The sequence below is a fragment of the Serratia sp. CoH_134_PS_4 genome, assembly GCF_058190535.1.
On sequence record NZ_JBXWKI010000001.1, the window covers coordinates 350946 to 370221 of the forward strand.

The window sequence follows — 19276 nt, forward strand, 5'->3', positions numbered from 1 at the left end:
GCTTATTAATAACGGCGGTTTATTCATCACTTGGATGAGGCACTGTGTTTAAGGCTTGTTACTTTTCAGCATACCGGGGCGACACCGATATACCTGGCTGCGGCTCAACGCAGTGTTTAACCTAGGATGGTATAAGATATGAAATTGCAGCAGCTTCGTTACATCGTGGAAGTGGTTAACCACAACCTGAATGTCTCCTCGACGGCAGAAGGGCTTTATACCTCGCAACCCGGTATCAGCAAGCAGGTGCGGATGCTGGAAGATGAACTGGGCATTCAGATTTTCGCGCGTAGCGGAAAACATCTGACTCAGGTGACGCCAGCAGGCCTGGAAATCATCCGTATTGCACGTGAAGTGTTGTCCAAGGTGGATGCGATTAAAGCCGTCGCCGGCGAGCATACCTACCCGGATAAAGGCTCATTGTACGTTGCGACCACGCATACCCAAGCGCGGTATGCATTGCCTAACGTGATCAAAGGCTTTATTGAACGCTATCCGCGTGTTTCGTTGCATATGCACCAGGGGTCGCCGACGCAAATTGCGGAAGCGGTCTCCAAAGGCACCGCAGACTTTGCCATTGCCACAGAAGCGCTGCATCTTTACGACGATTTAATTATGCTGCCGTGCTACCACTGGAACCGCGCGGTAGTCGTTAAGCCCGATCATCCATTAGCGGGCAAAGGCCATATCACCATTGAAGAACTGGCTGCTTATCCGATTGTCACATATACCTTCGGTTTCACGGGGCGCTCTGAGCTGGATACCGCGTTTAACCGTGCTGGCCTGACGCCACGTATCGTATTCACGGCGACTGACGCCGACGTGATTAAAACCTATGTCCGCCTTGGGTTGGGTGTTGGTGTTATCGCCAGCATGGCAGTTGACCCGGTACAAGATCCTGATCTGGTGACAGTGGATGCGCGCGATATCTTCACCTTCAGTACCACGAAGATTGGCTTCCGCCGGAGTACCTTCCTGCGTAGCTACATGTACGATTTCATCCAGCGTTTTGCGCCACATCTGACGCGTGACGTGGTCGATAATGCAGTTGCGCTACGCTCGAATGAAGAGATCGAAGCGATGTTCAAAGACATCAAGCTGCCGGAAAAGTAAGCCGTTGGGTTAATCACGGGTAATCTGAGAGGGGCCCCCCTCTCAGTGTTACATTCTGCTCTTCGTTCTATGCAGCTTGTTTATCATTCTCTCATTCACTTCTCACGCGTACTGAGCGGTTTTTACCTCTTCTCTTCATCACCCATCGCTAATGTGTCAGGTAGCGGATGTTGCCAGTTTCTGTTGCACACTACGCAGGGTACGTCGCCTTATCCAACCGCTGGCCGGGCGAATGGCTGCCCAATAGCAGGCGAACCGTGCTTTTACCTGGGGTGTCGGGCACCAGACGAAGGTTTCGGTGCTAAGCGTTGCCAAACCTGCACTGTCCTGAGTGACGCTAAAGCGTAATACCAGTTTGGCTGCATCAGGCGCAGTAAAACGGTAAAATTCTTCCGCGGTTTCCAGTTTTTTCACGTCTAACATTGGGCGCCAAAAACGGCCGGTCAACCCCAGTGAAACCTCATGACTGCCATGCTGCAGCAAGGTAAAGGTATCGAAACCAAACGCCGCCGGCTGTTCTGTTTTCTTTATTCTGGTGAGCAACTGCCAGAATTTACCGGGTAACTGACGAAGCATCAGTAAACGACGGATGATGGGATCTTCTGTCATATCCAAGGAAAGTACGGCTTGGATAATAGCTTCAGGGGATGCATGGATAGGTTCTGATTGGTGCTGTTCATAAAAGCTGAACGCGGGAAGATACGGCGAAGCACCTTTCCATTGTTGACACTCCCGTTCACTGACGAACCCGAAAAATGCCACTTACCCCTCCTTAGTTTTAATCTGTTGCCCAGTCATGATTGTATTTTTCATGCCCACATTTATCTGTTGTTTATCTCTGACAAGGTGGCAGAGCGATATTGTTTCACCTGAAAAATTAATAACATAGCAGGTTTCCCATACTGTAGCCCGTGTTTTGTCAGGCCGCTGCATCGGGCATCTGCCTTTCTTTCGCGCGAGTGGAAAGGAAGCGTAACAGATTGCGCTTGATACAGGCGTATTGCCCTCCGGATTTTCTCATACCTTCCCTGGTTAATACCTAACTCTCTGGGAAAAAAAGACTTCTTCATCTTTGATTGCTTCTGCCTATCGTTATGATCAAAACGTGTTGTTATCAAAACGTTACATCGTCTTTGTGTTATCTTTAAATAAGACCTCAGTGATTACCCTGTTTTAGACATAATAAGAAATGGAGGAGCTATGTCGTCCGATCTTCGTGAAACGAGTATGGATAAGCTGGTTGCGCTGAATAGCGAGTATGGCTATTACAGTCTGCCACTGGCGGCGAGACAGTTGGGTGATATCGACCGGCTGCCAAAATCAATGAAAGTGCTGTTGGAAAACCTGCTGCGCCATGTGGATGGTGACACCGTGCAGGTTGACGATCTGAAGGCTATCGTTGGCTGGTTGAAGACCGGCCATGCCGACCGGGAGATTGCCTATCGTCCGGCTCGCGTACTGATGCAGGACTTTACCGGCGTGCCTGCGGTGGTAGATTTAGCTGCAATGCGTGAAGCGGTACAACGCTTGGGCGGCAATGTTGACCAGGTTAACCCGCTTTCACCGGTCGATCTGGTCATTGACCATTCGGTCACCGTCGATGAATTTGGCGATGACGACGCGTTTGAAGAAAACGTGCGTATCGAAATGGCGCGTAACCACGAACGTTATACCTTCCTGCGTTGGGGACAAAAAGCCTTCAACCGTTTCCGTGTCGTTCCACCCGGCACCGGTATCTGCCACCAGGTTAACCTGGAATATCTTGGCCAAACGGTATGGCACACCGACGAAAGCGGCCAGCGTATAGCCTATCCAGATACTCTGGTCGGTACCGACTCCCATACCACCATGATCAACGGCCTGGGTATTCTTGGCTGGGGGGTTGGGGGGATCGAAGCTGAAGCAGCAATGCTTGGACAGCCGGTATCAATGCTAATCCCGGACGTTGTGGGTTTTAAACTTACCGGCAAGCTTAGCGAAGGTATCACCGCCACTGACCTGGTGTTAACCGTAACGCAGATGTTGCGTAAGCACGGTGTCGTGGGCAAGTTCGTTGAATTCTACGGTGACGGCCTTGCCGATCTGCCGCTGGCTGACCGTGCAACCATTGCCAATATGTCGCCAGAGTTTGGTGCCACCTGCGGCTTCTTCCCGGTGGATGAGGTGACGTTGGGCTATATGAAGCTCAGTGGACGCAGTGATGAGCAAATTGCGCTGGTGGAAGCTTACGCCAAAGCGCAGGGCATGTGGCGTAATCCTGGCGACGAGCCGGTGTTTACCAGTACTCTGGCGCTGGATATGTCGACGGTCGTTGCCAGCCTGGCCGGACCGAAGCGTCCACAGGATCGTGTAGCACTGCCCGATGTGCCAAAGGCGTTCAATGCTGCAACTGAACTGGATATTGGCGGCCAGCAGCATGCGTCGGAATTCAAACCCTTTACGCTCAATGGACAGGCGCACGATCTGCATAATGGCGCGGTTGTTATTGCGGCCATTACCTCCTGTACCAACACCTCGAACCCAAGCGTGATGATGGCGGCAGGCCTGTTGGCGAAGAATGCGGTGAAAAAAGGCTTACGCACCAAGCCTTGGGTCAAAACGTCATTAGCCCCGGGCTCCAAAGTGGTAACCGACTATTTTGACAGTGCGAAGCTGACATCATACCTGGAAGAACTGGGCTTTAATTTGGTCGGCTATGGTTGCACAACCTGTATCGGTAACTCCGGGCCCTTACCAGAGCCGATAGAACAGGCTATTAAAGCAGGCGACTTGACCGTGGGCGCGGTGCTGTCAGGCAACCGCAACTTTGAAGGCCGCATACATCCGCTGGTGAAAACCAACTGGTTGGCTTCTCCACCGCTGGTGGTCGCTTACGCGCTCGCGGGCAGCATGAAGATCGACCTTACCAAGGATCCGCTGGGTGAAGGGCACGATGGCAAGCCGGTGTACCTGAGAGATATTTGGCCGAGCAGTAAAGACATTGCCCAAGCGGTGGAAGAGGTTCGTACCGACATGTTCCACAAGGAGTATGGGGCCGTATTTGACGGTGATGCCAACTGGCAGTCGATTCAGGTTGCCGGATCCGCCACCTATCAGTGGCAGGCAGACTCCACCTACATTCGTCATCCGCCGTTCTTTAGTACCATGAAAGTGCAGCCGGATCCGGTGCAGGACATCAAGGACGCGCGTATTTTGGCCATCCTGGCCGACTCCGTGACCACCGACCATATTTCCCCTGCGGGGAATATCAAGCGTGACAGCCCGGCAGGGCGCTACTTGAGTGAGCATGGCGTTGCGCCGCTGGACTTCAACTCGTATGGCTCTCGCCGTGGTAACCATGAGGTGATGATGCGCGGTACCTTTGCCAATATCCGCATCCGCAATGAAATGGTGCCGGGTGTTGAAGGCGGTTACACCCGGCATATTCCGTCACAGAATCAGCTGTCCATCTACGATGCGGCTATGCAGTATCAACAGGAAAATGTACCGCTGGCGGTGATTGCCGGTAAAGAATATGGGTCTGGTTCCAGCCGTGACTGGGCGGCGAAAGGTCCTCGCTTATTGGGCGTTCGGGTTGTGATTGCCGAGTCCTTTGAACGTATTCACCGGTCTAACCTGATTGGCATGGGCATTCTGCCACTGGAGTTCCCTGCTGGTGTGACACGTAAAACCTTGGGCCTGAGCGGGGATGAGCAGATTAGCGTTAGCGGTTTACAAACGCTGAAACCGGGACAGACGGTGCCGGTGTTGATTACGTATGCCGATGGACGCAAGGAAGTGGTTAATACCCGTTGCCGTATCGATACCGGCAATGAGCTGACCTACTATGAAAATGATGGCATTCTGCATTATGTGATCAGGAAAATGCTGTAATAAAAAGGGCGCCTTTCGTGGCGCCCTTATTTTTCCAGAGAAGAAATCACTTTTGGTCCAGTAAATGGCCCATCTTCTCAGCCTTGGTGGCCAGGTAACGCTCGTTTTTCGGGTTACGACCCACGATCAACGGAACACGTTCGGTGATGTTGATACCGGCTTCAGTCAGGATCTCAACCTTTTTAGGGTTATTGGTCAGTAAACGGACCTCATCCACACCCAGCAGTTTGAACATGTCTGCACACAGGGTGAAGTCGCGCTCATCTGCGGCAAAACCCAGCTGGTGGTTGGCTTCGACGGTATCCGCGCCCTTATCCTGCAAGGCGTAAGCCCGAATTTTATTCAGCAAACCGATATTGCGACCTTCCTGGCGGTGGTAGAGCAAAATACCGCGGCCTTCTTCTGCAATATGCTCCAGCGCAGCTTCCAATTGAAAACCACAGTCACAGCGTAAGCTGAACAATGCATCACCGGTCAGGCACTCAGAATGCACGCGTGAGAGTACCGGCTTCGTACCAGAAATATCACCGAAGACCAGAGCCAGGTGATCGTGCCCGGTAGCCAGTTCTTCGAATCCTACCATCAGGAAATCGCCCCAAGGTGTTGGCAATTTGGCCTCTGCCACCCGTTTAAGCTGCATGTTACTCTCCACAAATACTTCCGATTCAATCATGGTTGGGCATCCTACGTCCGGCACAGTGAACTGACCAGGATTAAAATGCGCAACGACGATCGGCATTTCGTTAATTATCGGCTATTTTGCCATAACTTCTTGCCCTGAGGTGCTCAGCAAATCAGCATCCGATGTTTTCAGCCAACTATTATTGCAATAGGTTTTCTATCTGTTTAATTTTTCGAGTGTTATCAATATTGCAAGATTGTTACACTGCCAATTGGCTTAGACAAAGGGCGATTGGAATGTTTGAGATAGCAAAGCGTACGGCAGCAGGGGCGATAATATTGTTGTTGATGCCGTTAGCGGCATGGATTTCCGGGTGGCAATGGTTGCCGGGCGGTGACGGGCGGCTATTGAAAGGCCTGTATTGGATAACTGAAACGGTCACGTCACCGTGGGGCATTCTGACCAGTATTATCCTCGCAGCCTGGTTCTTGTGGTGTCTGCGTTTTCGCATCAAGCCAGCCATCGGCCTGCTGGTTTTGCTGAGTGCGTCGATTTTGATCGGGCAGGGCGTTAAGTCAATTATTAAAGATCGGGTGCAGGAGCCACGTCCCTTTGTGTTATGGCTGGAGTCAGCCCATCAGATTGACGAGAAATACTTTTACTCGCTCAACCGCAAAGAGCGGAGCGCGTTAGTGAAAGAGCAGTTACAAGATCAAACACTTGTGCCTGCATGGTTACGTGAGCATTGGCAATTTGAGACCGGCTTTGCGTTCCCTTCGGGTCATACAATGTTTGCTGCCAGTTGGGCGCTGCTGGGCGTAGGGTTGTTATGGCCACGTCGGCATTATAAGACTGTCGCGGTATTGATGCTGTGGGCAACGGGGGTCATGGGCAGTCGTTTATTGTTGGGTATGCACTGGCCGCGTGATTTGGTGATGGCGACGCTGATCAGTTGGCTGTTGGTGACGATTGCCTGCTGGCTGGCACAGCGCTGGTTTGGGCCTTTGACTCCGCCACCGCAAGAGCAGCATGAAATCGCGGAAAGAACGGCGACAAAATAATTATAAGTGACCATGTCACATAATGCGGTGTCGCACTGACGCCGCATTAACCGCTTACATATACCTTCATTGCAATTCGCATCAATGTCCCCATATCCTTATTAATCCATTATTTTGAGAAGCTTTCTCATTAATTTGTTCGGGAGCGTCGTTTACTGTCGAATATGCCAGCAGATATGTGGTTTTATCGTGCCGCAGGGTTTCCCTGCCACGATGGGAAATGCTAACTTAATGGTTAGGGACGCCACGCATTGGCATAATTCATCCGATTAACTCGGCATCGCGGGAAAGAATGTGAAATATTTGCTGATTTTTTTGTTGGTTCTGGTGATTTTCGTGATTTCTGTCACGTTGGGCGCGCATAACGATCAGGTTGTGAGTTTTAACTACCTGGTTGCGCAGGGCGACTATCGCGTATCGACCCTGTTGGCGGCGTTGTTTGGTGCTGGTTTTGTTCTCGGTTGGGTCATTTGTGGCCTGTTTTATTTGCGCACCCGTATTGCATTGGGGCGGGCCGAACGCAAAATCAAAAGGCTGGAACTGCAGCTTGAACAACCTGCTGAGCCGGTAGCTCAGCCCGTTGTCAGCAAGGAATAATCTTCTATGTTAGAGCTGCTGTTTCTGTTGCTGCCCGTGGCTGCCGCGTACGGTTGGTACATGGGGCGCAGAAGTGCTCAACAGGATAAACAACAGGAAGCCAACCGTCTGTCGCGCGAGTACGTGGCTGGGGTTAACTTCCTGCTCTCCAATCAGCAAGATAAAGCGGTTGATCTGTTCCTTGATATGTTGAAAGAGGACAGTAATACCGTTGAAGCACACCTGACACTGGGTAACCTGTTCCGTTCGCGCGGTGAAGTAGACCGTGCCATCCGTATCCACCAAGCGCTGATGGAAAGCGCCTCTCTCACCTTCGAACAACGCCTGCTGGCTATCCAACAGTTGGGCCGCGACTACATGGCTGCCGGTATGTACGATCGCGCCGAAGACATGTTCGGCCAACTGGTCGGTGAAGAGGATTTTCGCCTCTCTGCGCTGCAGCAGTTGTTGGCGATCCATCAGGCGACCAGCGACTGGCTGAGCGCCATTGACGTGGCGGAAAAACTGGTCAAGTTGGGCAAAGACAAGCAACGTACCGAGATCGCACATTTCTATTGCGAGCTGGCGCTGCAGGCCATGGGCAGCGACGATCTCGATAAAGCGATGGGCTTGCTGAAGCGGGCGGCCTCGGCTGACAAACAGTGTGCTCGCGTATCGATTATGGTTGGCCGCATTTATATGGCGCAGGGTGAATATGCCAAAGCGGTAGAGTCGTTACAGCGGGTGTTGAGCCAGGATAAAGAGCTGGTTAGCGAAACCCTGCCGATGCTGCATGAGTGTTACCAACATTTGGAACAAAAGCAGGATTGGGCGGACTTCCTCAAGCGTTGCGTGGAAGAAAACACCGGCGCCACCGCCGAATTAATGCTGGCAGAGATTATTGAACAGCATGAAGGGCGTGACGTGGTGCAGGTGTATATCAACCGCCAGTTACAGCGCCATCCGACAATGAGAGTATTTTACCGCTTGATGGATTATCACCTGGCGGATGCGGAAGACGGGCGTGCAAAAGAGAGCCTGTTGCTGCTGCGGGATATGGTTGGGGAACAAATACGGACCAAGCCGCGTTACCGCTGCCATAAATGTGGTTTTACTGCACATTCCCTGTATTGGCATTGCCCGTCATGCCGAGCCTGGTCATCGGTTAAGCCTATCCGTGGGTTGGATGGGCAATAATGCACAATAAAAAACGGGGCTATTTAGCCCCGTTTTTTATTGTGCTGGTGCAGCTTTATTTTTTCTTGCTGGCTTTCACGCCACCTTTCAGTAACTGACGCAGTTTTTTCAATTCTTTCTGGTTCAAAGGTTGTTCGATTTCCTCTTCAATCCCCTGATTATCGATTTCGCCATGGTGTAACTCCGGCGATTTCTTAGCGGCTTTTTCTGCTTTAGCCGGTAAGTCGAAGCTGTGTTCAAGGCGTTGACAAACCTCAGCGCTCAAAGAAAGTTGGTTATCGGCGGCAATGGCACGAATTTTTTCTTTGAGTTCCAGAGGGATTTTAATCGTTAGTGTAGATATCTCGCTCATTTTGAAGCCTTTATGCGGGAAGATTGCCTTCAAGCTAAGCCAGTCATGAGTGAGTGTCTAGTGTGTAATAAAAATTTAATATTTCTGTAACACTGAGGAGGGGAAATAACGCGCGATATTGAAGGGATAAAGCGGTAGAGCCCGGTAGACCGGGCCCCATACTGAAGTGCTTATTTATAGATAACCGCAGTGCCACTCAGCATGTTATTACCGCCGGCAGAAATGATGCGATAGCTGCTTGCACCTTGCGCATCGGCTTTAGCGGCCAACTTGGCTTCCAGGCTGCTCAGCGTCGTAGCATGACCGGCAGAGACAACACCGGAAGCGGTCAGGCTGGTTGCCTGTTGCATATCCACCGGCTCAGCGGCCAGAGTGGCAAAAGAGGTCATAGCGACAACTGCGGCTGCTGCAAAATATTTGATGCTTTTCATAAGAGACTCCAGTCTGTTTAATTAGGTTGGAAGGCGTTCGCTTCCGATGTGTTGAATAATAAAGCATCTGATTGGATTTAAAATCTGATAATGCTGAGCATCTTGTTCAAATTATATGAATGACAATTTACGCATCTTTACGGCGGTTTACATCAGCTGGGTTAAGGACGTCGGGGTGATATTGACGCTTGATGACGTATCAACGACTAACATTACTTAACGGCAGGGCGCGCTGTGGCTGGGATTTCTGTCGACTGACATGTAGAATGCGGCGTCAGTTTGGTAGGTTGTTGCCTATTTACGTCCATTTTACAGAAGGTAGAAGAAATGAAGTCTGAAAATAACATTAATAACAATGACTTAAAATCATCTCCAATTATCGTGGCGCTGGACTACGCAGATATTGGTGCTGCGCTGGCATTTGCTGATCGCATCGATCCACGAGACTGCCGGTTAAAAGTGGGCAAGGAAATGTTCACCCTGTTTGGGCCGCAAGTCGTACGCGAGTTGCACGACCGCGGATTCGAGGTATTCCTGGATTTGAAATTCCACGATATTCCGAATACCACAGCCCATGCCGTAGCCGCAGCTGCCGAGCTGGGTGTCTGGATGGTGAATGTCCACGCCAGCGGCGGTGCACGTATGATGACAGCCGCGAAAGAAGCGTTGCTGCCTTACGGTGCCCAGGCACCGTTGTTGATTGCGGTTACTGTACTTACCAGCATGGAAGCAGAAGATCTGCAGGCTATCGGTATCGACCTTTCACCCGCTGAGCACGCGGAACGGCTTGCACGTCTGACCCGTGATTGTGGATTGGACGGCGTAGTGTGTTCGGCACATGAGGCTGAGCGCCTGAAAGCGGCGTGTGGTCAACAGTTCCAATTGGTAACGCCAGGCATTCGCCCGGAGGGCAGTGCCGCGGGCGATCAACGTCGTATCATGACCCCTGTACAGGCGCAGGCGGCTGGTGTCGATTATATGGTTATTGGGCGTCCGATCACCCAATCAGCCGATCCTGCCGCCACATTGAGCGCCATTCGCGCCTCACTGGCTTGAGGAAAAGATCATGAGTGATGATAACAGCCGGCTGGTCTATTCCACCGACACAGGGCGCATCAAGCAGGAAGAGAGTAAACCGCAGCGCGAAAAGGGCGACGGTATCGTGCGTATTCAACGCCAGACCAGCGGGCGAAAAGGTAAGGGTGTGTGTCTTATCTCGGGTGTGGATTTGGACGATGCAGCCTTGGATAAATTAGCCGCCGAGTTGAAGAAAAAGTGCGGTTGCGGCGGGTCAGTCAAGGATGGCGTCATTGAAATCCAAGGCGATAAGCGCGATTTGCTTAAACAGCTGCTGGAAGGCAAAGGAATGAAGGTCAAGCTGGCAGGCGGTTAACTGCATCTGGCGAACGGCCATGCCGCGATACCACACTGCGGCATGGCTTAAGGGTACTGCTGCCGGGCCTGAGCCCGCTGATGGTAATATGCCATCGAATGAAGGTAAAACAGACCTGAAATAATCTTTATTATGGCTAATACGTCAAAGCAAAAATGCTTTTGCCAGCCTGTCGGCAGAGGTATCTGTAGAACGGTCAGTCAGATTATTTACCCACCTGATGACCAATGATCCCCCCAACGGCGGCCCCGCCGAGCGTACCCAGTGCGCTACCATCGGTCAACACTGCACCGCCTACTGCCCCCGCGCCAGCACCAATAGCGGTGTTGCGGTCACGTTTGGACATGTTGGAACAAGCGCTGAGTGAAAACGCTAGCGTAAGCGCCAAAGCGGCGGTGGCGAAACGTTTATTGATAATCATCATAATGACTTCTCCTTAGCATTGGCTATATGGGAGTGCCTCTTAAGTATAGGCATGAACCCCGAATTCGGCCTGCTATTGGCTCCCATAGAGTATCGATATAAAAAATGGCATTTTTTGTTAAAGGCAGAATAATTAAAAGGCCAAATGTACAACTTCTGCCCATATTCACTATAAGCATCTGGTAAGCAATAAACAGGTAAATAGTCTTAAAGTCCGTTCTCCTGTTATGTACAGGCGATTCACCCTTTCTCTCGCAAATATTCGTTTCCAGCAGAAGCCTGCGTGGTCTTTAGCGATTTGCACCATACCTGCCTGAGGCCGGGCTGTTGACAATAGGCTCAACACGCCTAATTGAGAAAGATAAATGCTTAACGAGCTCAAACAGCACGTATTCGAAGCCAACCTAGCACTGCCGCGCCATCACCTGGTGACGTTCACCTGGGGTAATGTCAGCGCTGTCGATCGCCGGGAGGGTCTGATGGTGATCAAACCCTCGGGAGTGGAATATGCGGCGATGACCCGTGACGACATGGTGGTGGTAGAGTTGGAAACGGGGAAAGTGGTGGAGGGTGAAAAAAAACCGTCCTCAGATAGCGATACACACCGCGTGCTTTATCTTGAGTTTGGGTCAGCGGGTGGGATTGTCCACACCCATTCGCGTCATGCGACTATTTGGGCGCAGGCAGGCCTGGATATTCCTGCCTGGGGCACCACACATGCGGATTATTTTTACGGTGACATTCCCTGTACCCGACAGATGCGGGATGCAGAGATTAACGGTCGGTATGAGTGGGAGACTGGCAGGGTGATTGTCGAAACCTTTGGCGACCGTCGGTTGGATCCGGCTAAAGTCCCGGCTGTGCTGGTTCATTCACATGGCCCCTTTACCTGGGGAAGAGATGCGGAGAATGCGGTGCATAACGCGGTGGTGCTTGAAGAGATTGCCTATATGGGGATTTTCTCACGCCAGCTGATGCCGGGGCTGGGGAACATGCAGCAAACGCTGCTGGACAAGCATTACCTGCGCAAGCACGGCAAAAATGCCTACTACGGTCAGTAACATTGAGGAGGGCAGCGAACGGGCGGCCCTCACTGCTGTTTGAACGGCTAATCGTTCACCATATCCAAGCGTATTCCCTGACGTTTCAACTGATGCTGATACTCCAACGCCAATCGTGAGTCGGTGATCACCCGATGAACCTCACCCTGTTGTGCTAATGGGTTGGGCTGGATTTGACCAAACTTGGAGGAGTCTGTCAGAACAATATTCTCGACACCCTTAGCCAACACCGCGTTGACCACATCGGCACGCATCATATCGCGCCCAGTAAACCCGGTCTCTGCGTGGTAACCGTCGATGCCAATAAACGCTTTACTGAAATGAACTTGTTGAATGCACTGACGGGTCAACGGACCGACGACGGTTTCGCTTTTTTTCTGATATAAACCACCCAGCACGATCACTTCGCAGTCGGTTTCTTTCAGCAGATTGGCGATATAATGACTGACGGTGATCAGCGTGATGCGTTTACGCTCGGCGATATAGCGAGCCAACAATGCGTTGGTACTGCCGCTTTCGATAAAGATGGTTTCATCGTCATTCACCAGCGAAGCAGCATACTGCGCCAACTTCTGTTTGAGCGTAAAGTTGGACATCATCCGCGCGTCGACGTCGTCGCTTTCCAATGTCAATGCGGAACCATGTACCCGCTTCAAATAGCTGCGTTTTTCCAGCAAATTCAGATCCTGACGTATCGTCACTTCTGAAACCTGGGTGGCAGCGGCCAAATCGCTGACGCTGATGCGCCGGCGATCGTTAACCAATTGCAATATTGTCTGTTGTCTTGAATTCATATCAACCTGATGTGCGGCCACCAATGTGCAGCCGCTAATATTTATTGTTTAAATAGTATGTTCTGTTCGCGCAATAATATCATCCTGCGCGTCAGGGGATAATGCGGTAAAGAAAGCGGAATATCCAGCAACGCGGACCACTAAATCACGATACTGGTCAGGATGTTGCTTCGCTTCAAGCAAAGTTTCCCGCGACACGATGTTGTACTGAACGTGCCAACCTCGGTATGTCTCAAAGAAGGTGCGCAGCATCAACATCAACTTTTCGCGATCGCGTAGATTTTCCAATGTCGCGGGGTTGAGTTTCTGGTTCAGCAGTACGCCACCAAGGATCGACGCGGTGGGTAATTTGGACAGTGAATTGAACACGGCGGTTGGGCCAAGATGATCGGTGCCGGAGGCAGGGCTGGCACCTTCCGCCAGCGGCGTATGTGCCTTGCGTCCGTCCGGTGTTGCCAGCGTCGCTGCGCCAAACGGCACATTGGCCGAAATGGATGATGTTCCGGCGTAGTAGGTGCCGCCAATCGGGCCACGACCAAAACGGGTGTTGTGGTATTGCTTCAATTCATCAATGTAAGTCTGATAGGCGCGCACCAACAGTTGGTCAACCTCATCCACGTCATTACCATATTTTGGCGCGGCGTTGAGCAGCCGCTGGCGTAGCTGTTCGCCACTCAATCCGTCGAAATCATTCTCTAGCGCCGTCGCTAACTGCTGTTGGCCGATCACGCCCTGTTCGAACACCAGCTTGCGAACCGCCGCCAGGCTATTGCCCAGGTTAGCGATACCGACTTGCAAACCTGAAACCCAATCGTATTTTGCACCGCCTTGCTTGATGCTTTTGCCCCGTTCGATGCAGTCATCCACCAGTGCCGAACAGAGAATATCGTGTGCGTTCTCTTCCAATACGCTATCGACCACGCACTCAATTTCAATCGATTTACGGGTGTAGTAACGAATTTGCTCGTCCCAGGCCCCCAACACCTGATCGAAATGGGTGAAGTTACCCTGCGACAGCGCAAGCGTCTGTGGCAGGAAAACCTTGCCAGAGGTGGCGTCGCGCCCCTGTTCTAACGCTGCCAGTAACACGCGTGCGAAGTTAATAAAACTCATGCCGGTACAGCGGTAACCCCATTTGCCGCCAACGGCAGTTTCGATACAGCCTATCGCCGCATAGTCATAGGCATCCTGCGGTTCTACACCCAACTTGATAAATTCGGGAATAACAATTTCATCGTTGTTGAACGCCGGCATGCCAAAACCACAACGAATCACCTGCACGCAAGCATCGAGAAAATCACGGCTCATTCCCGCGTGGTAACGCACACTGAGGTTCGGCTGGGTCGAGCGCAGCCGACCGCAGGATTCCAGGATGGTGTAAGACAAAGGATTGACGGCATTACAGGGTTTACCGTCGATAAGTTGTTGCCCTCCGATGGTGACGTTTTGATACAGCGGGCTGCCTGCCGAGGCTTTGGAGTGGGTGCCAGAACGGATCTTGTTGATCTCCAGCAGTTTCAGCCAGCAGCTGTGCAGCATTTCAATGGCACGCTCACGCGGCAGAGTCTGCTCCAACTCGACATCGCGGCGATACCAAGGGTACAGATATTGGTCGAGACGGCCAAAGGACACCGAATGGCCGTTGGATTCAATTTGTAGCGTTAACTGAATGAAGTAGCACAACTGCAGGGCCTGCCAGAAAGTCTGCGGTGGTTGGTGGGCGATCAGCTCGCAGTTTTCTGCGATGGTCAGTAGCTCTTCCTGCCGCCAGTGACGGCTTTCTGCCTGTGCCATACTGCGGGCCAGTTCGGCAAAGCGCAGGATGTGGGCGCTCAGCGCCGTCAGGGTCAGGTCGATAGCCTTCAGGAATTGTTCCTGCTGTAACTCATGCCAGTCGGTGAGGTGAATGCGGCTGCGGCGCTCGTCTACCTTGTCACGCAACCCGTCGAGGCCTTTCTCTAACAGCAATGGGAAATTCACCGCCAGGTGGGCATCTCCCGAGGTCATATTGCCTTCGGCTTTGATGATGCCTGTGGCCAACAAGGCTTTTTGCTCATCGGTAAACATGCCATAGCAGCGGTCCTGTACCGTCTGGCCCCGCCACCATGGGCAAATTTGGTGCAGTACAGCCTTGTCCTCCTCACTAACGGAAAAACCGGCGCCGGGGCGATCGGCTAACTGGTCAATCTCGTCTTCGATCCAACTGACGGTATATTCCGGGAAGATCGGCGCGGCGCGCAATTTGCTGGCCTGGTTGCCGATAATCAGCTCATCATTGTCAATGCGCAGGGTACGTTTGGCCAGGTGGTTAGCGAGTGCCAGCGCCCGACGCACCGGCAAGGGTTTATCCAGGTGTTGTTGATAGGCTTCGGTGTAGTGCTGTGCGCGTTCGGTGCAAACAGGCGGTTTAACGATATGTATCAGCGCGTTCTTGTGGGCCAGGGTGCGTTCGGTCAGGGTGGTCAAGTCCAGAGTGGTCATGATGTTATCCTCGCAAAATAGCAGTCAGCCCTTTGGTTTCGGCGTACTGCTCGGCATAGGCCAGCAGTTCGGGGGCATCCAGTGGGGTTCGGGCAGCATGATAGGGTTCGCCGAGCAGGTGATATTTGTTGATGCCCAGTGTGTGGTACGGCAAAAAATGAATCTCTTTGACGCCGGCTTCATCGGCGGCGAAATCGACAATTGCACGGACAGAGTGGCGATCGGCGTTAAACGCCGGGATCAGCGGTACGCGCACGACAGTTTGGGTGCCGTGCTCAGCCAGTCGACAAAAATTGTCCATCACCCGTTTGGCGGATCCGCCAGTCCATTGTTTAAAGCGCCGTTCATCGACGTGTTTCAAATCCGCCAGCATCAGGTCAAGCCAGGGGAGCGAGGGGGCGATGTACGACCAAGGGGTGTGCAAGCAGGACTCCACGGCGGTATGAATACCGGCTTCGCGTCCACGGCGCAGCAGTTCGGCCGCGACTGTCGGTTGCATAAAGGGTTCCCCACCGGACAGCGTCAGGCCGCCACCGGTCCGCAGATAAAAGGGGCGGTCGCGCAACACGTCGGCCATGATCTCGTCGATATTTATCGCGCTTCCGCACTGGCTGAGCGCGCCGGTTGGGCAATGGGCGGCCAATGCGGCATAATCTTCGTGATTGAGTCGTTCGCGTTGGATTACCAGATTGTCGTTTACTCGCTGGATTGCCTGCGGGTTCGCGTCACGGCACAACATGCATCCGCTCAGGCACAGGCGTGGGTCGAACAACAGATCGGCCTGTCGTGCACGGCTTTCCGGGTTTTGGCACCAGCGGCAACTCAGCGAGCAGCCCTTGAGAAAGACTACGCTGCGAATACCTGGGCCATCGTGGGTGGAATAGCGTTGCAGATTGAATATCACGAGTCACCTGTCATTCGGTTGCTTTTCTTATTTCATTAAAGTTGTTTCGAATGAAAGTTGATTTGATTTCGATCAAACATGAACGCACTGTATGTCCTACTATGATGAGAGTTTGAATTCGCCCACAGAAGATTCAGGAGTCCGTAATGGAGCTTTATCTCGATACCGCTGATGTAAATGCAGTCAAACGCCTGGCGCGCATCTTGCCATTGCATGGTGTCACCACCAATCCGAGCATTGTTGCCAAAGAAGGCAAACCCATTTGGGAAGTGTTGCCCGCGCTGCGTGATGCCCTGGGCGGCACCGGCAAGTTGTTTGCGCAAGTGATGGCCAACGATGCCGAGCGTATGGTGGCAGAAGCGGCATTGCTGCATCAGCGAGTCCCAGGGCTGGTGGTGAAAATACCCGCGACCGCAGAGGGGCTGGCAGCGATTAAAAAACTGACGTCCATGTCGATCCCCACGCTAGGGACGGCAGTGTATGGTGCAGGTCAGGGGTTGTTGGCGGCACTGGCTGGCGCCGAGTATGTTGCCCCTTATGTTAACCGTCTGGATGCCCAGGGCGGTGACGGCATCGAGATGGTTCATGAGCTGCAACAGCTGTTAACGCTGCATGCACCGAATGCACGGGTGCTGGCAGCCAGTTTTAAAACGCCGCGTCAGGCGCTGGAATGCTTGCTGGCGGGCTGTCAGGCCATCACGTTACCGGTTGACGTGGCAGAGCAATTTCTTGCGGCCCCAGCGGTGCAGGCGGCGGTAGAGAAATTCGAGCAGGACTGGCAGGGTGCGTTTGGAACAAACTTGTTGAACTGAGCCGTGTGAAATAAGCAAAGAAAAGGGCGCCGCAGCGCCCTGATTAACAAAACATACATTCAGCCGTTCTCACGCAGAACGATCGGCGATTCGTGCGCGGTAGGCTGGTTGGCGTTCAGTGCACGGCGTATCACAAAGAAGGCGGAGACCAGCATGGTGACTGCCACCAGCATAAAGAAAGCGCACAGTGCGGCGTTAATCTGGTTGCTGAAAACGATAGTTTCCATATCCTTCAGCGTTTTCGCGGGCGCAATCAGCGTGCCTTGTTCAATGCCGTTAGAGAATTTCTTCGCCTGTGCCAGGAAGCCGATGCTTGGCTTCTCGTGGAAGATTTTTTGCCAGCCAGCGGTCATCGAGGTGATAAACAGCCAGACTGTCGGCAGGATTGTTACCCAGGCATAGCGCTGCTTTTTCATTTTGAACAGCACGACGGTACCCAGGATCAAGGCCATTGATGCCAGCATTTGGTTGCCGATGCCGAATAAAGGCCACAGCGTGTTGATACCACCGAGTGGGTCGACCACCCCCTGATAGACAAAGAACCCCCAACCCGCGACGGCAACGGTGGTACCGGCCAGGTTGCCGAACCACGAACGGTTGTTGGCCAGCCTTGGGATCGCAACACCCACCAAATCTTGCACCATGAAACGACAGGCACGGGTACCGGCATCGACGGCGGTCAGAATAAACAGCGCTTCGAACAGAATGGCGAAGTGGTACCAGAACGCCATCATTGCGCGGCTGTTAAACACCTCAGTAATGATGTGTGCCATCCCCACGGCAAAGGTCGGTGCGCCACCGGCACGAGACAAGATTGAATGCTCCCCGACGTCTTTGGCAATCAGCGTCAGCGTTTCCGGGGTAATCATAAAGCCCCAGCTATTAATCACCTGCGAGGCATTCTCCACCGTGGTGCCGATCAGCGCTGCCGGGGAGTTCATAGCGAAGTAAACACCGGGGTCGATGACCGAGGCGCAGATCAGCGCCATGATGGCCACGAAAGACTCCATCAGCATTGCGCCGTAGCCGATAAAGCGAATGTGACTTTCGCGCTCTACCAGTTTTGGTGTCGTGCCGCTGGACACCAACGCATGGAAGCCAGAGATTGAACCACAGGCGATGGTGATAAACAGGAATGGGAACAGTGAACCCGCGAACACAGGGCCGCTACCGTCGATAAAGCGTGATACTGCCGGCATTTTCATTTCCGGCATGGCAAAGACGATGCCAACTGCCAGCCCAATGATGACGCCAATCTTCATAAAGGTGGACAGGTAATCACGCGGCGCCAGCAGCAACCATACCGGCAGTACCGAGGCAACGAAGCCATAAACCACCAGCACCCAGGTCAGCGTGGTGCCGTGCAGCGTGAAGAATGGGCCCCAGTAGGGATCTTGTGCCACATTGCCGCCGTAAATAATCGCCAGCAGCATCAGTGCAAAGCCGATCACCGATATTTCGGCGATTTTACCTGGCCGGATGAAACGCATATACACGCCCATAAATAGCGCGATGGGAATCGTCGCGGCGATGGTGAACAAGCCCCATGGGCTGTCTGCCAGGGCTTTTACCACCACCAATGCCAATGCAGACAGGATGATAATCATCACGCCCAGTGCACCGAGCATGGTGATCACCCCCGCGAAGGCCCCAAGTTCTTGCTTGGCCATTTCCCCGAGCGAACGACCGTCGCGGCGGGTAGATATAAACAGAATCAGGAAGTCCTGCACGGCACCGGCCAACATCACCCCGACCAAGATCCAGATGGTTCCGGGCAGAAAGCCCATTTGCGCCGCCAAAATCGGACCCACCAATGGCCCAGCCCCGGCGATAGCAGCAAAGTGGTGACCAAATAGCACCCATTTGTTGGTGGGGACGTAATCGAGTCCGTCGTTATGACGTTCAGCCGGTGTCATGCGGCGATCGTCGAGCTCAAATACTTTCTTGGCAATAAACAGGCTATAGAAGCGATAAGCGATGCTGTAACAGGCGATCGCCGCTACCACCAACCAAACCGCATTGACATGTTCCCCGCGGCTGAGTGCCAGCATGGCGAAGGCAAATGCACCGACCAACGCCACCACCAGCCAGATGATCCCGGACTTGACGTTTTTCATGTTCAACAACTCCTTGGTGTGCAGAAATAAAAGGCGTGTTCTTATGGAGACTAGGTACAGATTAAA

Annotated in this window: 18 protein-coding genes; 9 read left to right on the forward strand and 9 right to left on the reverse strand. The window is 52.7% G+C overall.

Going from position 1 to position 19276, the window contains the following annotated elements; genetic code table 11:
• Positions 1–138: 138 nt before the first annotated feature.
• Positions 139–1113: an HTH-type transcriptional regulator CysB gene (gene cysB, locus AC2FCQ_RS01700; protein ID WP_209633818.1), complete on the forward strand. Its 975-nt coding sequence runs from the start codon at positions 139–141 to the stop codon at positions 1111–1113.
• Between the two features lie 156 nt (positions 1114–1269).
• On the opposite strand, the gene AC2FCQ_RS01705 is transcribed toward cysB, so the two are convergent.
• On the reverse strand, positions 1270–1875 hold the full coding sequence (locus tag AC2FCQ_RS01705) for a hypothetical protein (protein ID WP_490307421.1): 606 nt from the start codon (positions 1873–1875) through the stop codon (positions 1270–1272).
• 438 nt (positions 1876–2313) lie between these two features.
• Here AC2FCQ_RS01705 and acnA point away from each other — a divergent pair, with 438 nt between their 5' ends.
• Positions 2314–4986, forward strand: a complete 2673-nt coding sequence (gene acnA / locus AC2FCQ_RS01710; RefSeq protein ID WP_265553505.1) for an aconitate hydratase AcnA — start codon at positions 2314–2316, stop codon at positions 4984–4986.
• A gap of 46 nt (positions 4987–5032) precedes the next feature.
• Here the strand turns inward: acnA and ribA are convergent, their stop codons facing one another.
• Positions 5033–5626, reverse strand: a complete 594-nt coding sequence (gene ribA, locus AC2FCQ_RS01715) for a GTP cyclohydrolase II (RefSeq protein WP_209633811.1) — start codon at positions 5624–5626, stop codon at positions 5033–5035.
• A 278-nt stretch (positions 5627–5904) separates the two neighbouring features.
• On the opposite strand from ribA, the gene pgpB reads away from it, so the two are divergent.
• The 3 genes from pgpB to lapB all read left to right on the forward strand — a co-directional run bounded on the left by pgpB (position 5905) and on the right by lapB (position 8442).
• A complete protein-coding gene (gene pgpB, locus AC2FCQ_RS01720; RefSeq protein ID WP_490307422.1) occupies positions 5905–6669 on the forward strand; it encodes a phosphatidylglycerophosphatase B in 765 nt (254 codons plus the stop codon).
• A 294-nt stretch (positions 6670–6963) separates the two neighbouring features.
• Positions 6964–7266 carry a LapA family protein gene (locus AC2FCQ_RS01725; protein ID WP_209633807.1) on the forward strand — a complete coding sequence of 101 codons (303 nt, stop codon included), beginning with the start codon at positions 6964–6966 and terminating at the stop codon, positions 7264–7266.
• A gap of 6 nt (positions 7267–7272) precedes the next feature.
• On the forward strand, positions 7273–8442 hold the full coding sequence (gene lapB / locus AC2FCQ_RS01730) for a lipopolysaccharide assembly protein LapB (RefSeq protein WP_209633805.1): 1170 nt from the start codon (positions 7273–7275) through the stop codon (positions 8440–8442).
• A 55-nt stretch (positions 8443–8497) separates the two neighbouring features.
• Here lapB and AC2FCQ_RS01735 read toward each other — a convergent pair whose 3' ends face one another.
• The gene (locus AC2FCQ_RS01735; RefSeq protein ID WP_209634223.1) at positions 8498–8794 is read right to left on the reverse strand and encodes an Arc family DNA-binding protein; all 297 of its coding nucleotides are present in this window, start codon (positions 8792–8794) and stop codon (positions 8498–8500) included.
• A 170-nt stretch (positions 8795–8964) separates the two neighbouring features.
• On the reverse strand, positions 8965–9225 hold the full coding sequence (bhsA, locus tag AC2FCQ_RS01740; RefSeq protein WP_209633803.1) for a multiple stress resistance protein BhsA: 261 nt from the start codon (positions 9223–9225) through the stop codon (positions 8965–8967).
• Between the two features lie 327 nt (positions 9226–9552).
• On the opposite strand from bhsA, the gene pyrF reads away from it, so the two are divergent.
• Together pyrF and yciH are read left to right on the forward strand one after the other, a co-directional pair.
• Positions 9553–10281 carry an orotidine-5'-phosphate decarboxylase gene (gene pyrF / locus AC2FCQ_RS01745; protein WP_265553499.1) on the forward strand — a complete coding sequence of 243 codons (729 nt, stop codon included), beginning with the start codon at positions 9553–9555 and terminating at the stop codon, positions 10279–10281.
• 10 nt (positions 10282–10291) lie between these two features.
• The gene (gene yciH, locus AC2FCQ_RS01750) at positions 10292–10618 is read left to right on the forward strand and encodes a stress response translation initiation inhibitor YciH (protein ID WP_404759457.1); all 327 of its coding nucleotides are present in this window, start codon (positions 10292–10294) and stop codon (positions 10616–10618) included.
• A gap of 205 nt (positions 10619–10823) precedes the next feature.
• Here the strand turns inward: yciH and osmB are convergent, their stop codons facing one another.
• Complete coding sequence (gene osmB / locus AC2FCQ_RS01755; protein WP_004945176.1) at positions 10824–11042, reverse strand: osmotically-inducible lipoprotein OsmB; 219 nt, start codon at positions 11040–11042, stop codon at positions 10824–10826.
• Positions 11043–11406: 364 nt separating this feature from the next.
• On the opposite strand from osmB, the gene araD reads away from it, so the two are divergent.
• Positions 11407–12102, forward strand: a complete 696-nt coding sequence (gene araD / locus AC2FCQ_RS01760) for an L-ribulose-5-phosphate 4-epimerase (RefSeq protein WP_404759458.1) — start codon at positions 11407–11409, stop codon at positions 12100–12102.
• A gap of 47 nt (positions 12103–12149) precedes the next feature.
• Here araD and AC2FCQ_RS01765 read toward each other — a convergent pair whose 3' ends face one another.
• Genes AC2FCQ_RS01765 through AC2FCQ_RS01775 form a run of 3 tightly spaced genes read right to left on the reverse strand, consistent with a single transcriptional unit; the run spans position 12150 to position 16281 of the window.
• Entirely contained in the window at positions 12150–12896 is a 747-nt protein-coding gene (locus AC2FCQ_RS01765; protein WP_490307423.1) for a DeoR family transcriptional regulator, read from the reverse strand.
• Between the two features lie 48 nt (positions 12897–12944).
• A complete protein-coding gene (locus AC2FCQ_RS01770) occupies positions 12945–15377 on the reverse strand; it encodes a formate C-acetyltransferase/glycerol dehydratase family glycyl radical enzyme (RefSeq protein WP_490307424.1) in 2433 nt (810 codons plus the stop codon).
• A gap of 4 nt (positions 15378–15381) precedes the next feature.
• Entirely contained in the window at positions 15382–16281 is a 900-nt protein-coding gene (locus AC2FCQ_RS01775; RefSeq protein ID WP_490307426.1) for a glycyl-radical enzyme activating protein, read from the reverse strand.
• A 146-nt stretch (positions 16282–16427) separates the two neighbouring features.
• On the opposite strand from AC2FCQ_RS01775, the gene fsa reads away from it, so the two are divergent.
• Positions 16428–17093 (forward strand): fructose-6-phosphate aldolase, encoded by a 666-nt coding sequence (gene fsa / locus AC2FCQ_RS01780; protein ID WP_265553487.1) that lies wholly within the window; start codon positions 16428–16430, stop codon positions 17091–17093.
• A gap of 59 nt (positions 17094–17152) precedes the next feature.
• On the opposite strand, the gene AC2FCQ_RS01785 is transcribed toward fsa, so the two are convergent.
• A complete protein-coding gene (locus tag AC2FCQ_RS01785) occupies positions 17153–19210 on the reverse strand; it encodes a carbon starvation CstA family protein (RefSeq protein WP_265553485.1) in 2058 nt (685 codons plus the stop codon).
• Between the last annotated feature and the right edge of the window lie 66 nt (positions 19211–19276).